The sequence below is a fragment of the Erwinia mallotivora genome (assembly GCF_000590885.1).
GTDB lineage: Bacteria > Pseudomonadota > Gammaproteobacteria > Enterobacterales > Enterobacteriaceae > Erwinia > Erwinia mallotivora.
The window spans coordinates 24,784-40,860 of the sequence record NZ_JFHN01000072.1; the positions used below are offsets into that span (position 1 = coordinate 24,784).

The following is a 16,077-nucleotide window of genomic DNA, read 5'->3' on the forward strand; positions in this document are numbered from 1 at the left end:
TATGTGACCGACAGATTTTTAAGAGATTAACAGGATAAAAAATGGAAAATAACATTAAGAATGAATTCGAAAATTTTTATAATCAGGTTTCTGATTTGACACTCAATCTAATCGAGGGAGCGTATAAAACGCAGGATACATATCTCCAAAATTACAACTTCGTAAAAGAAAAATTACTGGCTTTTAACGAAAAAACAAATAAAGAAGAAATGAAAATATTAGCGATGGAACATCCAAATCTATTTATTGATTGGACAAACATCTCAACTTGCATCGCCTCAATAGAAAATTGCCTTCAGCACCTTAAATTAAAATAAATATAAATTTATATTGAAAAATGCAACCTTTTAGTTGCAAGTATAATTAATCTCTGATATAATAAAATTATAGACATTGATTATTTAAATATGTTATTGGCATTCCATATTTCCCTGATTAATATCTTGTTTTGGTCATTATATACCAATAAAGGTAACGCCTTTTACCTTCCCTCAAAAAGCGTCTGATTAACGCATAGGCACCTTCCTTATTATTTCCAAAGTGAATTTAAACTCCTTTGTTTTATTTAAGTTAGCTTAAAGCCCTTCCCTGACAGGTGGGGCTTTCTTTTTATGGAAGATAAAAATAATGAAAGAACCGATTTTCAAACAGATGCTACCGGACGGTAGGGTCGCTGTTACATTGCTTGTAAGCGACATTGAGATCGCAAATGAGCTATTCAAGATTGCTAAAAAAAATGCAGTTGAAGTAGTAGAGGCTGAACCTGAAAAGCCCACAGTGAACAAAACAGCAGATAAAACAAATCAAGAAGAAATATTTAAACGCATTTCAGCTATTGCTGATCAAATGACAAAAAAGGCACCAGAAAAGCAAGAAACTCTTGCGGAACGCCTTGCAAATAAAATCAAAAAATAAGGAGTTCAAAATATGGCACTTGTTGGTGTTAAAAATAACCCATACAACATTACAGATGTGGTATCTCACGAAATTATCCCCTTTAGTCGTAAGGTTCTCAAGACCGCCCTTGCACAAGATGTGGTCCCAGGCTCTGTTATTGATGAATCTGGTGCGCTTGTAACAGGCGATTCAAATCAGGCATTTGTTGTACTGGAATATGTAAAGGCTTCATCTGAGCAAGTCTCCGTTCTCGTTGGTGGAACTAACATTTGGTATAAGAAGTTTGCTCTCCAAGCCGCTGATAAGGCAGGTGTAGATAAAGCTGTGCTGCTGCTGTTGCAGAACCCAGCAGTTCGTTTCTCGGACGCACCCGATTTCCAAACAACTTAATAAGGATAATAATAATGGCAACTTTAATTGATTATAGTGCTTTCGGTTTGGTTGATTTGACCCCGGCCTTTACCGTTACTTCCCAGCAGAATTACCTTTTACAGGCTCTTAATATTTTTGAATCTGTTGGCTCAGAAACCATTAAGATTAGTTTTGACCGTATCGTTGAGAGCAATAAGTCACTGCTTAACGATCCTAAGAAACGTTACAGCTTTGAGCACAACTCAACAGCCCGTGGCGATGCAACTAACTTCTTGATTGAATGTCCTTATTTCCTGCGTTCAGATCAGGTTAGTGCCGCAGATTTCCAGCGTGGCAATCGTCGTCCAGGCCGTGATGAGTATGACCAAGTCGCAGATAGTGCAGAAGGTTTGTATAGCAATATGACCCGTGTAATAGTCTTTGCTGGTCGGAATGTGTATAACAAGCTTCGATTCCATCCCAGTATGAAAAGTGCTTTCCAGTATGTCTCACCATTGGATGTCGAAAATATCATTACTAAACGCAGGGAATTGCTGCCAAACGTGCAAACAATGACCGTGCCGGGCCTGAGTCTGGATGTTGTAAGTGTAGCTGACCCCTTGCTCACGCAATATATCGGCGCTGATGAGCTGATTCTGGTGCCTATCTTCCGTGCAGGAACAAACGCCTACAATCATATTTACACTCCCGCAAGTACAAACACTAAACTGGCTCGTACAGGTGTTGCCGCAGAGTATTTCAGTTATATGATTGAAAAGGATTTGGGAGAGACCGATATTTATTTTGAGGCCTCTATTCTCCCAGTGAATAATGTGACCAGTTCGATCCTTAAGGTCAGCGTCAAAATTTAATGAAGCGTTTTAGTATCCTGCTGTTTCTCTTCGTCATTGAAATGGCGGTTTACTTTGGATTAGTGAATGCAGGGTATCATTACATACCCTTTCATTTATTATTCCCTCTATTAAAACAATTTATTGAATAAGGATTAGAATATGAAAATATTATTCAAGAAAGATAATGGCCAGGTCGTTGATTTTAACGTGAGAGAAGATCAATTGTCTTCTGTACTCAATATCGCCGGAATGTGCAGACTGCTTGACTTGCCTTACGAAAGAGTTAAGTCACGTATTAATCGGGGCTGGCATCCGCTTTTAGCGCTGAGCACATCTGAGTCAGAAGAATAAATAAACTGATAAAGTTATCAAGATAACCCCTGTCCCTTTAACCGGGGATGGGGTTTTTTATTATAAAAAATTTAAGGAGTTAATTGTGTCTACAAATATAACGGGTGCCAGGATTATTAACAAGGTTGTTTATGATTCTGATAGAGCTTCATTACGCCGCGTAAGAAAAGAACTACAGGCATTAAAAAACCTTTCAGCTAAACAAAGCGTGGATAGTGCCAAAGCTGAAATCAAAGCTGCAAAAGATGCTGCAAATGCACAAATTGCGCAGACAAAAAGGGTCATTCAGTTTCATCAACAGCAGGAAAGAAAAGGAAAAGGAACTGGGATGGTTGGCACTGCTGCTATGTATGACCCGGCAAAAGTAGCCCGTCAGACCGCTCAGATGAATAATCTTGCACAAAAAAGTGTTTCTGAGCGGATGCGTCAGCAGGAAAGACAACAGAAAGCAGCAGCTAAGCAGAGAAAAGATGCTTTAGACCGGGATATCAACGGAATTATGGGCTTGAGAAAGACAGCATTTGATATCAACAGATTGCAAGGTCTGGATATAGGTAAACGTTATGAGGCTATCCAACAGGCTCGGAAATTAGCTGATGAGTACAAGCGTGGAAATTTAGAGATCGGCGAGATGCGCGAGGGCCTACGTCAAGTAAAAGTGCTTACCTCCGCTACAGCTCGTGAAGCCCGCAAGATGGCTAAACGTGATGGCAGACCAACTAAAAAGGGAAATAGCAACTGGCTAACTTCTGGAGCAGCCTTTGGAGGATTTGTACCTGCATTAAGTCTCGCCGGAGCTACCTATGGCGCGATTCATACAACGAGAAGTAATCTCAGCGATAGCATTGACCGCCAGGCTGGGAGGCGCATGCAAAAGAGTATGGGCCTAGACCCCCTTGAAGGGCAAGCACTCCAGCAGGCCATCTTTCAACAGACAGGCCAGAATTTCTCAGCAGACAAGCTTTCAAATATATCTAAAGACGTACAGGATAAAGTTGGACAGCTATCACAAGGCCAATGGAAGCAAAACAAAAAAGACGGAACCTGGAATTTCTCTGGTGGTGGTGAACTTTCAGATTGGCTAAATATTATGACTACAAGAGGTGGTTATGGTCGAGACGAAGCCGTTCAGACATTAAGAAATGCCAAAGGGCCTGTAGAGTTTGCTTTGATTCTGGAAAATCTTAAAAAACAAGCAAAACTAACAGATACAGAATTCACAGCTTTATCTGAATCCGTTGATGACCTTTCTTATGTAACTAAATCCATAGGACCAGAGGCTGAAAATGTCACAAAGAATCTGAATGAGATTGCACGTAGCGGACTGGCCCTGACTGACCAACAGCAGAAATATATTGAATCTCTTTCAGAATTGTCTACGAAAACAAGAATGGTTAGTGAAAACCTGAGTGATAATTTCTCTGCATCTTTTGCAAAAGGGTTGTCAGATGCAGGTTTAACCGCTGGCAAGCTAACTGATGACTTGTTAGAGCTTCGCCCCATTGTAAAAACGCTGGGGCATGAATTTGGTGAGTTAACAGCGAATATCTTGAGTTTGCTTAGACATATACCCGGCACACAGAGCTACAACAGGCAAGCATACAGTGATGCGCAGGCCAACCAAAAATGGGCCTCTAAGCAAAATGACCCGGTTGTCAGTTGGTTAGTTGAACGCTGGAGTAGCACCAGTACAGCAGGTGCTCAAGGTTGGAATGATGCGGTTCAGCAGAACAGAGATGGTAATCAGAATAATATGTTCACCAATATCAAATCTGATTGGATGTCCCAGGCCACACAGGGGAATCCCTTTGCTATGCAACTTCCAAACCTTCAATTGTCGATGGCTGGAAATGTCAATGTCAACGTCAATGCAGGTGAATTAACCTCTCTCTTTAACGCAGAAATGGACAGCAGGATTACCAACTCCTGGGATGCTGCAACCTTCGATTTGAACCAATCTAATTCATATAATTGATAAATATGTAAGTTTAGGCAGAGCGTTTGTCTATTCTTACTTTTTGTTATTATTAGGCCCCTCATCATCACTTACCCTTATGGCAAATTTCAGAGATTCCAAAACGCTTCAGGTGTTCGTATAGCGTGTACCAAAAACAGGTACACACGGGGTTCATAAAAGGTGGGATACACAAGGAGATACACTGCTGAACTTGTTATTTCAAGTTATTGAATTTATTAAATTTTTTATTTTTATTGACCGCCTTCCCAGGCGTCATGTTGGATGTAAATTTCTTTTATTTTCAATTACTTAAATTTGCGTAACATTATACAGACATTTCACCACAGTGTAACCTTCTTTGTTGCCGCCCGGACAACGTACCTTTCGCGCCCTGTCTGATGAAAAGACTGGCCATCTTCATGAAAGAAGATTACCCGGCGGACCATTCAACTCCCGACCGTGAAGTAATGGTATTACACAATTTTTCGCTGATAAAAGGGCAACTATCAGCTTAATACCCCAAACACTTTCGTTCAGGTCTTATTGTTTCATCTCGCCATAAGCAGATATATCTGACACTACCATCCTGGTTTTAAATTTTATTGGTTTGAATATTTTCGATTCGGGAAAATGACTTAATTCAACTGTGTGACTTCAGGGTGAAATTGCAGCTAAGGAATAATCCTATTATCAATCGGTTAGATTTCGTGTAAACCGTTTAACATAGCTAATGAATGGTTTCAGCTCATCAACCTGAATCCTCCCTGAAACAACAGAGTGTCGGAAATTTATGAAGATTGCGATTAGTGGCACAGGATATCCGGAGCAGAGAAACATTATTGTTGATCCGCAAAATGACTACGTTAATTGCAAAAAGAAAAACATCTATTCTTATATCAATGTGATACGCAGTAAATTTCTCAAGAAAAACAAAACCTTTTTGTTCCAGTGCTTACCGGGCACCCTGCCTGCTGGTACTCAGGTTATTCATCTTTTTAATGAGGTTGCCCGCACCTCGCATCCATGGGTGGCTACTTTTGAGACAGAAATCCCCAGAGTACTGCCTGTCGCGGGTGTGGCTAAGACAGAGAATCCTGAACTGCATCACCTTCTCGGGCTGGCTGCCGATAAATCCTGCATCCGTTTGATTGCCATCTCAGAGTCCACCCTTCAGATTCAGAACAAACTGTTACAGGCTTTTCCGGCCTGGCAAAAAGTAATCAGCGAGAAATTATGTGTGTTACACCCGCCACAACCGGTACTGGCCGGCAATGCACGCCAGGTGCAGAGCGGCAAGGTGAATTTCACTTTTGTGGGCAATGAGTTTTATCGTAAGGGCGGAGCGGAAGTGGTTCTGGCATTCTCGGCGCTGGCAGATGAGGGATTAATTAACAGCGATGACGTACAGGTAAATCTGATTGGTGATTTATCCCGCAAACACAACATTGCCCATCGTGGCTGGCAGGACACAGCAGATTTTCACCGCCATATTGAAAGTCAGCTGGCAAAATACCCTTTTTTCAGACACCACAGCAGCCTGCCTAATGCGCAAGTGATGACGTTGCTGGCTGAGAGTGATGTCGGGTTATTACCCACCTGGCAGGACACCTATGGCTTTTCAGTGCTTGAAATGCAGGCCAGCGGTTGTCCGGTTATCACCACCAATCTGCGCGCGCTACCAGAAATAAATCCGGACGCCGCTGGATGGCTGATTAACTGCCCACTGAACGATATGTATGAATTTGATGTGAACAGTGCGAGCGCTAAAGAAAAGTTAAGGAAATCCATCGTCGGGCAGCTCAAGGCGCATGTTCTTTCCGCCCTGCATAACCGTGATGACATCAGCGCGAAATCTGCCCGTTCGCTGGAAAGGATAAAAGATGAACACGATCCAACCAGATTCAAACAGCAACTGAATAATATCTATTCATCTGCCCGATAACTGCCCCTGATGGTTCAGCGCCACAACCGGCGGCAGTTTTACATTAAAATCCGTCAGCCATAAGGAACAGCACGCCTTATGGCTGGTTGTTTCCCTTCTGCGTTATCACAGAAAAGGCTGAACATCTCCGACACCTTCCCTGACTACAACTGGCGCGTCTTCAGTAAGATCAATCACCGTAGTCGGCTGCTGGCCCAGATAGCCACCATGAATAATCAGGTCTACCAGCTTACCTGTACTGTCCTGAATGGCCTCCGGATCGGATTCGGTGAAATCATTGCCGGGTAGCATCAGGGAGGTCGACATCAGCGGTTCATTCAGTGCTTCAAGCAACGCCAGCGCGATCTGGTTTGAAGGTACGCGCAGGCCAATGGTTTTTCGCTTCTCACTCATCAGCCGCCGGGGCACTTCTTTGGTTGCTTTCAGAATAAACGTGTAATTCCCGGGCGTATTATTTTTGATCAGCCGGAAGGCACTGTTATCGACGTGAGCATAGGTAGAGAGTTCCGAGAGATCGCGACACATCAACGTAAAGTTGTGGTCGCCATCCAACTGCCTGATGCGGCAGATGCGCTCCATGGCATTTTTATCTTCCAGCCGACAGCCAAGCGCATAACCGGAGTCGGTCGGATAGACAATCACTGCGCCTTTAGTCAGCAGTTCCACCGCCTGTTTAATCAGGCGAGGCTGGGGATTTTCCGGGTGAACATAAAAAAACTGACTCATAAAAACCTCTTGTCTGCCGCATCACCGACGGTTCAACGTTTCGCGATGTCGGGAAAACGCTGCCAGACGGCCTCAACACCGCCCGGCAACCATAATTTTTTTCCCAGCTCTATCCACGCACAGGGTTGATGGAAATCAGAACCCTGTGACGCAGCCAGCTGGAAGTCCTGGGCGTAGCGCGCCAGCTGGCTTCGTTCCTGGGGGGGCTGCTGGCACTGCGCCACTTCCATCGCATCGCCTCCGGCTTCACAGAAGCAGGTCAGCAGACGCTTTAACCATTTGGCCGACAATCCGTACCGCCCCGGATGCGCCAGGACGGCGCAGCCGCCAGAATGATGAATCGCATCAACAGCTTGTTTAATTGTACACCACTGGGGTGGCACGTAGCCGGTTTTCCCTCTGGCAAGATATTTTCTGAAAACCTGCGCCATATTCTCCGCCTGACCCTGCGCAATCAGAAAACGGTCGAAGTGACCGCGGGTTACCGCCCCGCCCTCTGCCAGCGCCAGTGCCCCCTCCAGCGCACCGGGAATGTGAGCTTTCTCAAGACGTTCCGCCATCAGCGTTGCACGGGACAGACGTCGTTCACTCTACTCATGCAGAAATACCGTCATCGCCGGGTGGCACTCATCAATACCCAGCCCGACAATATGAATCTCATGATTTTCCCACAGAGAAGAGATTTCCACGCCAGCTATCAGCTTTAGCGGGAGTTGATGGTGGGCAACAGCCTCGCGCGCTGGTTGAATACCGGCAATGGTGTCATGATCGGTGATCGCCAGCACCCCAACACGATGCTCAACGGCTCTCAGCACCAGCTCCTGCGGCGAGAGTAATCCGTCAGAAGCCTTTGTATGGCTGTGGAGATCGTATACAGGCCAGGGATTATCGGTCATTACATCGCTCACAACGACTCCGGATTAAGTGGATTGCACAGCCGCGCATGATACGCAGATTTAATGACGGGGGAAAAAGAGTATTGACTTTTTTTCCCTGAACCAGTTAACTAGTACGCAAGTTCACACGCAGGGGTATCTGGATCATGACAATCACCAATACAACGATGACAGGCTGGTGGCGCACTTTTCCCTGAACGGGCGAAGGATGGATGCACGCAACCAGCGAAATGCAGATACCCGGCCCGCACCAGCGGGCTTTTTTTTTAGCAAATTTCAGAGAGTGTCCTGATGCAAAATGCCAAACCTGTAATGAAACTGATCACCGGTAATGCGCCTTACCGCGCCGATCCGGCCGCTGTTTTTCATCAGCTGTGTGCTGCACGTCCGGCTACACTGCTGCTGGAGTCAGCCGATATAGACAGCAAACGTAATCTCAAAAGCCTGCTGATTGTCGACAGCGCGCTGCGAATTAAAGCATTAGGCAACCAGGTTACCGTACAGGCTCTGTCAGAAAACGGCCGTGCCGTACTGACGCAGCTGACCGCCGCGCTGCCGTCAGCGGTGACCATCAGCTTAAGACCTGACAGCCTTGAGCTGACGTTTCCGGCAGACAGCGAAGTGCAGGATGAGGATTCACGGCTTAAGTCGACCTCGGTGTTTGATGCTCTGCGCCTGATCCCTCAGCTTTTCAGTTGCCCGGAAGACGAGCGGGAGGCGATGCTGTTGGGCGGCCTGTTTGCTTACGATCTGGTGGCTGGCTTCGAAAATCTCCCCGCGCTGGATAATCAGCAGAACTGCCCGGACTATTGCTTCTATCTGGCAGAAACGCTGCTGGTTATCGATCATCAAACCCGGACCGCACGCTTACAGGCCAGCCTGTTTACCTCAGCACCTGCGGAGTTTTTACGCCTGCAAAGTCGTATTGAACAACTGCATACCCAGATGCTGCAACCCGCACATTCCCTGCCGGTTCAGCAGGTTGAAACCATGACCCTGGCGTGCAACCAGAGAGATGAAGAGTACTGCAACATCGTCTCTCAGTTGCAGCAACAGATCCGCGCCGGAGAAATTTTTCAGGTTGTGCCGTCTCGTCGCTTCTCGCTGCCCTGTCCCTCTCCTCTGGCCGCCTACGAGACGCTGAAAAACGCTAATCCCAGTCCGTACATGTTCTTTATGCAGGATCAGGATTTCAGCCTGTTTGGCGCTTCACCAGAAAGCTCACTGAAATACGATGCCACCTCACGGCAAATTGAGATCTACCCGATTGCCGGTACTCGTCCGCGCGGACGCCATGCCGATGGCTCTCTGGACCACGATCTCGACAGCCGTATTGAACTGGAAATGCGAACGGATCATAAAGAGCTGGCAGAACATCTGATGCTGGTTGACCTGGCCCGTAATGATCTGGCACGCATCTGTAAACCAGGCACCCGATACGTAGCGGATCTGACTAAAGTTGACCGTTATTCTTTTGTTATGCATCTGGTGTCCCGGGTGGTAGGCCAGCTGCGCGACGATCTCGACGTGCTCCATGCCTACCGCGCCTGCATGAATATGGGGACGCTCAGCGGTGCACCGAAGGTTCGCGCCATGCAGCTGATTGCCGCCGCAGAAGGCAGCCGACGCGGCAGCTACGGCGGTGCCGTCGGCTACTTCACCGCCAGCGGCGATCTCGACACCTGCATCGTTATCCGTTCGGCTTATGTTGAAGACGGCATTGCCACCGTTCAGGCGGGTGCCGGTGTGGTTCTGGATTCTGTGCCCCAGGCGGAAGCGGATGAAAGCCGTAATAAAGCCAGGGCAGTGCTGCGCGCGATTGCCACGGCTCATCATTGTAAGGAGATTTTCTGATGGCGGATATTCTGCTGCTCGACAACATCGATTCGTTTACCTGGAACCTCGTCGACCAGTTACGCGCCTCGGGCCACAACGTGGTGATATACCGTAACAATGTCCCGGCGGAGGTACTGACTGAACGCCTTCAGGCGATGGAAAACCCGGTGCTGATGCTGTCTCCCGGACCGGGTGCGCCCTCTGAAGCAGGCTGTATGCCTGAACTGCTGGCCCGCCTGCGCGGACGTCTGCCGATTATTGGTATCTGCCTCGGCCATCAGGCGATTGTGGAAGCTTACGGCGGCTATGTCGGCCAGGCAGGGGAAATCCTGCACGGTAAAGCCTCTGCCATTGAACATGACGGTGAAGGCATGTTCGCCGGGCTGAGCAATCCGTTGCCGGTGGCACGCTATCACTCGCTGGTTGGCAGTAAAGTTCCTGCCGGGCTGACGGTGAACGCCACCTTTAACGGCATGGTTATGGCCGTTCGTCATGATGCCGATCGTGTCTGTGGATTCCAGTTTCACCCGGAATCGATCCTCACTACCCACGGCGCTCGCCTGCTGGAACAGACGCTGGCCTGGGCGCTGGCGGGATAATAAGGAGATAACGATGAACAGCATTCTTGAAAAACTTTACCAGGGACAAACCCTGGCCCGTAATGAAAGTCAGCAACTTTTTTCCGCCATCGTTACCGGGCAGCTGGAGCCAACCCAGCTGGCAGCCGCACTGATCGCCATGAAGGTACGCGGTGAGCATCCGGAAGAAATTGCCGGTGCCGCCACCGCCCTGCTGGCCGATGCTCAACCGTTTCCCCGCCCCGATTACAGCTTTGCGGATATCGTCGGTACGGGTGGTGACGGCAGCAACAGCATTAATATCTCGACGGCCAGTGCCTTTGTTGCGGCAAGCTGTGGGCTGAAAGTGGCAAAACACGGTAACCGCAGCGTCTCCAGCAAATCGGGTTCATCCGACCTGCTGGCGGCCTTTGGCATCCGCCTGGATTTACCCGCAGAGCAGGCACGTCAGGCGCTGGACGATCTCAACGTCTGCTTCCTGTTCGCTCCGCAGTATCACACCGGTTTTCGTCATGCCATGTCGGTGCGTAAAGCACTGAAAACCCGCACGCTGTTTAATGTGCTGGGACCACTGATTAACCCTGCCCGTCCGCCGCTGGCGGTGATTGGCGTCTACAGTCCGGAACTGGTATTGCCTGTGGCGCAGACGCTGAAGATCCTGGGCTACCAGCGTGCGGCGGTGGTTCACGGCGGCGGTATGGATGAGGTGGCGTTGCACAGTGCCACTCATGTGGCAGAACTGCGCGACGGTGAGATCACCAGCTATCCGTTGACGCCAGAAGATTTTGGCCTGCACAGCTATCCGCAGCAGGCGCTGGAGGGCGGTACGCCAGAAGAAAACCGTGACATTCTGGCACGATTGCTCCAGGGTAAAGGCGATCGCGCACACGAAGAAGCCGTCGCCGCCAATGTGGCGCTGTTGCTGAAAATTTTCGGCAACGAAGATCTGCGGCAAAATGCCCAACGGGCGCTGGATGCCATTCGTGGCGGCGACGCCTGGCAACGTGTTGTCGCACTGGCAGCAAGAGGATAATCATGCAGGAAACCGTACTGACTCAAATTGTTCAGGATAAAGCCGTCTGGCTGGCAGAAAGACAGCAGCAACAGCCGCTGGCGACCTTTCAGAACGAGATTACACCGTCCACCCGCAGTTTTTATGATGCGTTGCGCGGTGCCCGTACCGTCTTTATCCTGGAGTGCAAAAAGGCGTCACCCTCGAAAGGGTTAATCCGCGAGGATTTCGATCCGGCAGTCATCGCCGGTGTTTACCGGCACTATGCGTCGGCTGTTTCCGTGCTGACCGATGAAAAATATTTTCAGGGAAGCTTCGATTTTCTGCCGGTGGTCAGCGCGGCCATCACTCAGCCAGTGCTGTGTAAAGACTTTATTATCGATCCGTACCAGATCTACCTGGCGCGCTACCACCAGGCTGATGCCATCCTGCTGATGCTTTCAGTGGTGACGGATGAGCAGTATCGCCAGCTTTCTGCGGTCGCGCACAGCCTCAATGTGGGTGTGCTGACTGAAGTCATCAGCGATGACGAGCTGGCGCGCGCCACAGCGCTGGGAGCGAAAGTCGTTGGGATTAACAATCGCGACCTGCGCGATCTGTCAATCGATCTGAACCGAACCCGCCAGCTGGCACCGAAAGTAGCGCACGGGGTCACTGTCATCAGCGAATCCGGCATCAACAGCTACGCGCAGGTGCGTGAGCTGAGCCATTTTGCCAACGGTTTTCTGATTGGTTCTGCACTGATGGCGGAAGACGATCTCACTGCGGCTGTTCGCGGGGTAATCATCGGTGACAACAAAGTATGTGGACTGACCCGTGCGGAAGATGCCCGTAGCGCATTTGAATCGGGTGCCATCTATGGTGGTCTGATTTTTGCCGAAGGTTCTCCGCGCCAGATCACTCAGGATAAAGCCACAGAGGTGATGGCCGGTGCCGCATTAAAGTATGTTGGCGTGTTCCGTAATAACGCCATGAGTGACGTTGTCACTACTGCCACTGCCCTGCAACTCAGTGCGGTGCAGCTGCACGGAGATGAAGACCAGCAATGGGTGACGCTGTTACGCAGCCAGCTGCCAGCGGAAATCCAGATCTGGAAAGCTTTCAGCATCGGCGATACGCTGCCCACCCGCGACTGGCAGGACGTGGACCGCTATGTTTTCGACAATGGTCAGGGTGGCAGCGGCAGGCGTTTTGACTGGAGCCTGTTGCAGGGACAATCGCTGGAGAATGTCCTGCTGGCCGGAGGTCTGGGTGCAGATAACTGCGTTGAGGCGGCTCAACTCGGTTGTGCTGGTCTGGATTTCAATTCCGGCGTGGAAAGCGCGCCAGGAATCAAAGATCCCATGAAAATTGCCTCAGTTTTTCAAACGCTGAAGGCGTACTGACCTTTCAGAGCGGCTGCTCTGCTTAGTGAAAAGAGAAGCGATATGACCTTACTCAATCCCTATTTTGGTGAATTTGGTGGCATGTATGTGCCACAAATCCTGATGCCCGCCCTGCGTCAGCTGGAAGAGGCTTTCGTCAGCGCCCAGCGCGACCCGGAGTTTCAGGCCGAATTTAACGACCTGCTGAAAAACTACGCTGGTCGCCCCACCGCGCTCACCCTGTGTCAGAATCTGACCAGAGGCACCAGAACCCGTCTGTATCTGAAACGTGAAGATCTGCTGCACGGTGGCGCGCATAAAACCAACCAGGTGCTGGGACAGGCTTTGCTGGCTAAGCGGATGGGGAAAAACGAAATCATCGCGGAGACGGGTGCCGGTCAGCATGGCGTGGCTTCGGCGCTCGCCAGTGCCCTGCTGGGGCTTAAGTGCCGCATTTATATGGGCGCGAAAGATATTGAACGCCAGTCTCCCAACGTGTTCAGAATGAAACTGATGGGCGCTGAAGTCATCCCGGTACACAGCGGCTCCTCAACGCTGAAAGATGCCTGTAATGAGGCGCTGCGCGACTGGTCCGGCAGTTATGAAACCGCGCACTATATGCTGGGAACAGCGGCCGGCCCCCATCCGTTTCCAACCATCGTCCGTGAGTTTCAGCGAATGATTGGTGAAGAAACCAAAGCACAGATACAGGAAAAAGAGGGACGTCTTCCGGACGCGGTGATCGCCTGTGTCGGTGGTGGCTCCAATGCTATCGGCATGTTTGCAGACTTTATCGATGAGCCTGCGGTTGGCCTGATCGGCGTTGAGCCTGCCGGACACGGTATCGAAACCGGCGAACATGGTGCACCACTGAAACATGGTCGGGTGGGTATCTACTTTGGTATGAAAGCCCCCATGATGCAGACTGAGGACGGACAGATTGAGGAATCTTATTCGATTTCTGCCGGGCTGGATTTCCCGTCTGTCGGACCACAACACGCTTATCTCAACAGCACCGGCCGTGCCGACTATGTTTCGGTTACCGATGATGAAGCGCTGGATGCATTCAAGCTCCTTTGTCGTAGCGAAGGGATTATTCCGGCGCTGGAGTCCTCCCATGCGCTGGCCCACGCATTGCGGATGATGCGTGAAGCACCGGAAAAAGAGCAGCTGCTGGTGGTGAACCTTTCCGGACGGGGCGACAAAGATATCTTCACCGTCCACGATATTCTGAAAGCGAAGGGAGAAATCTGATGGAGCGTTATGACCAGATGTTTAAACGGCTCAGCGCCAGTAAAGAAGGTGCCTTTGTGCCTTTCGTTACGCTGGGCGATCCGACACCGGAGCTTTCACTGCAAATTATTGATGCGCTGGTTGCGGCGGGTGCCGATGCACTGGAGTTGGGTATCCCGTTCTCTGATCCACTGGCCGATGGCCCGACAATTCAGAACGCCACCCTGCGGGCCTTTGCCGCAGGCGTGACACCGTCACAATGTTTTGAGCTGCTGGCTGCCGTACGTCAGAAATATCCGCAGATCCCCATCGGCCTGTTGATGTACGCCAATCTGGTTTTTTCCAACGGGATTGATAACTTTTATGCCCGTTGCGAACAGGCGGGAGTGGATTCGGTGCTGGTTGCGGATGTGCCGGTTGAAGAGTCAGCGCCCTTTCGTCAGGCCGCGATGCGCCACAATATCGCGCCGATTTTTATCTGCCCGCCTAATGCAGATGACAATCTGCTGCGTGAAATAGCCTCGCATGGCCGTGGTTACACCTACCTGCTCTCGCGGGCAGGCGTCACCGGCGCGGAAAAACGTGGTGAAAGCCATTCGCTGCAACATCTGGTCAACCGGCTGCGGGAATTCAATGCCGCCCCACCGGTACAGGGATTCGGTATCTCTGAACCCGAACAAGTGAAACAGGCCCTCGCGGCAGGCGCAGCCGGAGCCATTTCCGGCTCTGCCATTGTGAAAATTATTGAAAAACATCATGGCAACCCGCCGGTGTTACTGGCCGAGCTGAAGACATTTGTCAGCAGTCTGAAAGCCGCCACCCGCTGATGCGGTCGGGTGCCTTGTCTTTTAAGGTAAGGCACTCTTTTTCAGCCATTTTTACGGCCTGAATATTGCGTATTCTTCCCCCGAGGCTAAGCTTCTTTTACAGAGCAAATCTGTAATCACGGCGAAGGCCAATTCAATGGGCAGGGAGAAAAACCATGAAGTTAATGAAAATTCTGACAAGTCTGGTTGTTGCAGCAGTGGTGGCGCTGTCTGTCAGCGCCTGTGCGCCAACAAAAACGCAGGAAGGAACCGGTGGTTATCTTGATGACACCGTTATCACCACCAAAGTTAAAGCGGAACTGCTGAAAGATGACTCGCTGAAATCCACCGAAATTAATGTCGAAACCTTCAAGGGGCGCGTCCAGCTTAGCGGATTTGTCAGCTCCCCGCAGATGGCTAATCGCGCCGTTTATCTCACCCGTAACGTGAAGGGCGTGACATCGGTCACTAATAAAATGCAAATCAAGTAACAACCGATTACTGCAAAAAGGCGCATCCCTGCGCCTTTTTTTATTCTGCCCCTGAGCTCCCCCCCCCACACGGTATCCCGGGAACCTTTTCCTGAGCGAAACCACTTAACGTCACAGTGCAGATATTGCAGGCGGTCTGCCACAGGATGCCGCAGAGCGATTTTCAGCCGGTGCACAATACCCGTTACCTGAACGTTGATATTGGATTTCACTCATACCGGAACAGCCATGACCAGATTTCTTACGTCCCAAAAACTTTACGACGATTTGCATCACACCGATACCAGCAATACCGGTATCCATGCGGTGAATTCGCCTGACGGCATCACCCTTACGTTATATGTAAACGGCCCGTCGCTGACCTTTCTGGCTGAAATCGTTCCGTTGCAGGCCACTCCCCGGGATGATTTGCTGCTGCGCAAGATGCTGACTTATGCATTTCCCGGGCTGCGGCTACGGGGCGGCGCGTTGACCATCAATCCTGATGAAAAAACGCTGGTGTACTGCTATGAGCAGGCTCTGAACACCTTGAGTAAAACGCAGTTTGAAAGCCTGCTGGCTAATTTTTCCAGCACCGCGCTGGAACTGCGTCAGGCTGCCGAACGGTTAAAATTCAGTTGAGGGATAAGATCAGTGGTAAATGAAATTAATGCGGCCGGTAAAATCGCCCGGTCAACTGCCGTCAGCAATGAGGCTCCGTCGCCGATGCGCATGGATGCCGCACGCGGACAACAGGCGCAACCTCCGCTGGACTCACCCTCCGGATTACGTCTGCGGGCCGCC

General features: G+C 49.9%; 14 protein-coding genes, 2 pseudogenes and 1 other annotated feature. Of the genes and pseudogenes, 14 read left to right on the forward strand and 2 right to left on the reverse strand.

The features are described from left to right. Positions 1-41: 41 nt before the first annotated feature. From BG55_RS19020 to BG55_RS19050, 7 genes are all read left to right on the forward strand, one after another. Positions 42-317: a hypothetical protein gene (locus tag BG55_RS19020; protein WP_034940915.1), complete on the forward strand. Its 276-nt coding sequence runs from the start codon at positions 42-44 to the stop codon at positions 315-317. A gap of 310 nt (positions 318-627) precedes the next feature. Continuing rightward, entirely contained in the window at positions 628-915 is a 288-nt protein-coding gene (locus tag BG55_RS19025) for a hypothetical protein (RefSeq protein WP_034940916.1), read from the forward strand. Between the two features lie 12 nt (positions 916-927). Next, the gene (locus BG55_RS19030; protein WP_034940917.1) at positions 928-1,287 is read left to right on the forward strand and encodes a hypothetical protein; all 360 of its coding nucleotides are present in this window, start codon (positions 928-930) and stop codon (positions 1,285-1,287) included. Between the two features lie 14 nt (positions 1,288-1,301). Beyond that, on the forward strand, positions 1,302-2,120 hold the full coding sequence (locus BG55_RS19035; protein ID WP_034940919.1) for a major capsid protein: 819 nt from the start codon (positions 1,302-1,304) through the stop codon (positions 2,118-2,120). A gap of 141 nt (positions 2,121-2,261) precedes the next feature. Further along, positions 2,262-2,453, forward strand: a complete 192-nt coding sequence (locus BG55_RS19040; protein ID WP_034940920.1) for a hypothetical protein — start codon at positions 2,262-2,264, stop codon at positions 2,451-2,453. Positions 2,454-2,538: 85 nt separating this feature from the next. Next, the gene (locus tag BG55_RS19045; RefSeq protein ID WP_034940922.1) at positions 2,539-4,428 is read left to right on the forward strand and encodes a hypothetical protein; all 1,890 of its coding nucleotides are present in this window, start codon (positions 2,539-2,541) and stop codon (positions 4,426-4,428) included. Positions 4,429-5,200: 772 nt separating this feature from the next. Beyond that, a complete protein-coding gene (locus BG55_RS19050) occupies positions 5,201-6,352 on the forward strand; it encodes a glycosyltransferase (RefSeq protein WP_034940923.1) in 1,152 nt (383 codons plus the stop codon). Positions 6,353-6,457: 105 nt separating this feature from the next. Here the strand turns inward: BG55_RS19050 and BG55_RS19055 are convergent, their stop codons facing one another. Together BG55_RS19055 and rnm are read right to left on the reverse strand one after the other, a co-directional pair. Then, entirely contained in the window at positions 6,458-7,078 is a 621-nt protein-coding gene (locus tag BG55_RS19055) for an L-threonylcarbamoyladenylate synthase (protein WP_034940925.1), read from the reverse strand. Positions 7,079-7,110: 32 nt separating this feature from the next. Next, positions 7,111-7,974 (reverse strand): annotated as a pseudogene (gene rnm, locus BG55_RS19060) (RNase RNM). A gap of 170 nt (positions 7,975-8,144) precedes the next feature. Next, positions 8,145-8,241: a sequence feature (Trp leader region), on the forward strand. 24 nt (positions 8,242-8,265) lie between these two features. On the opposite strand from rnm, the gene BG55_RS19065 reads away from it, so the two are divergent. The 7 genes and pseudogenes from BG55_RS19065 (at position 8,266) to BG55_RS19100 (ending at position 15,915) form a co-directional block, all read left to right on the forward strand. After that, positions 8,266-9,828, forward strand: coding sequence for an anthranilate synthase component 1 (locus BG55_RS19065; protein WP_034940926.1), 1,563 nt, complete (start codon positions 8,266-8,268; stop codon positions 9,826-9,828). After that, a pseudogene (gene trpD, locus BG55_RS23355) lies at positions 9,828-11,421 on the forward strand (bifunctional anthranilate synthase glutamate amidotransferase component TrpG/anthranilate phosphoribosyltransferase TrpD). The gene BG55_RS19065 and the pseudogene trpD overlap by 1 nt, the downstream one beginning before the upstream one ends. A 2-nt stretch (positions 11,422-11,423) precedes the next feature. Next, entirely contained in the window at positions 11,424-12,785 is a 1,362-nt protein-coding gene (gene trpCF, locus BG55_RS19080; protein ID WP_034940932.1) for a bifunctional indole-3-glycerol-phosphate synthase TrpC/phosphoribosylanthranilate isomerase TrpF, read from the forward strand. Between the two features lie 42 nt (positions 12,786-12,827). Beyond that, entirely contained in the window at positions 12,828-14,018 is a 1,191-nt protein-coding gene (gene trpB / locus BG55_RS19085) for a tryptophan synthase subunit beta (RefSeq protein ID WP_034940934.1), read from the forward strand. Further along, positions 14,018-14,824 (forward strand): tryptophan synthase subunit alpha, encoded by an 807-nt coding sequence (gene trpA / locus BG55_RS19090; protein WP_034940936.1) that lies wholly within the window; start codon positions 14,018-14,020, stop codon positions 14,822-14,824. The genes trpB and trpA overlap by 1 nt, the downstream gene beginning before the upstream one ends. 155 nt (positions 14,825-14,979) lie before the next feature. Next, entirely contained in the window at positions 14,980-15,294 is a 315-nt protein-coding gene (locus BG55_RS19095; RefSeq protein ID WP_034940938.1) for a BON domain-containing protein, read from the forward strand. Positions 15,295-15,522: 228 nt separating this feature from the next. Further along, positions 15,523-15,915: a CesT family type III secretion system chaperone gene (locus BG55_RS19100; protein WP_152542855.1), complete on the forward strand. Its 393-nt coding sequence runs from the start codon at positions 15,523-15,525 to the stop codon at positions 15,913-15,915. The last annotated feature ends 162 nt before the right edge of the window (positions 15,916-16,077 follow it).

Excerpts from the sequence above, each read along its gene's own strand:
- trpCF (WP_034940932.1), top strand. The coding sequence starts at position 11,424 with ATGCAGGAAACCGTACTGACTCAAATTGTTCAGGATAAAGCCGTCTGG.
- BG55_RS19065 (WP_034940926.1), top strand. The coding sequence starts at position 8,266 with ATGCAAAATGCCAAACCTGTAATGAAACTGATCACCGGTAATGCGCCT.
- BG55_RS19040 (WP_034940920.1), top strand. The coding sequence starts at position 2,262 with ATGAAAATATTATTCAAGAAAGATAATGGCCAGGTCGTTGATTTTAAC.
- BG55_RS19055 (WP_034940925.1), bottom strand. The coding sequence starts at position 7,078 with ATGAGTCAGTTTTTTTATGTTCACCCGGAAAATCCCCAGCCTCGCCTG.
- BG55_RS19035 (WP_034940919.1), top strand. The coding sequence starts at position 1,302 with ATGGCAACTTTAATTGATTATAGTGCTTTCGGTTTGGTTGATTTGACC.
- BG55_RS19025 (WP_034940916.1), top strand. The coding sequence starts at position 628 with ATGAAAGAACCGATTTTCAAACAGATGCTACCGGACGGTAGGGTCGCT.
- BG55_RS19020 (WP_034940915.1), top strand. The coding sequence starts at position 42 with ATGGAAAATAACATTAAGAATGAATTCGAAAATTTTTATAATCAGGTT.
- BG55_RS19050 (WP_034940923.1), top strand. The coding sequence starts at position 5,201 with ATGAAGATTGCGATTAGTGGCACAGGATATCCGGAGCAGAGAAACATT.
- BG55_RS19100 (WP_152542855.1), top strand. The coding sequence starts at position 15,523 with ATGACCAGATTTCTTACGTCCCAAAAACTTTACGACGATTTGCATCAC.
- trpB (WP_034940934.1), top strand. The coding sequence starts at position 12,828 with ATGACCTTACTCAATCCCTATTTTGGTGAATTTGGTGGCATGTATGTG.
- trpA (WP_034940936.1), top strand. The coding sequence starts at position 14,018 with ATGGAGCGTTATGACCAGATGTTTAAACGGCTCAGCGCCAGTAAAGAA.
- BG55_RS19030 (WP_034940917.1), top strand. The coding sequence starts at position 928 with ATGGCACTTGTTGGTGTTAAAAATAACCCATACAACATTACAGATGTG.
- BG55_RS19095 (WP_034940938.1), top strand. The coding sequence starts at position 14,980 with ATGAAGTTAATGAAAATTCTGACAAGTCTGGTTGTTGCAGCAGTGGTG.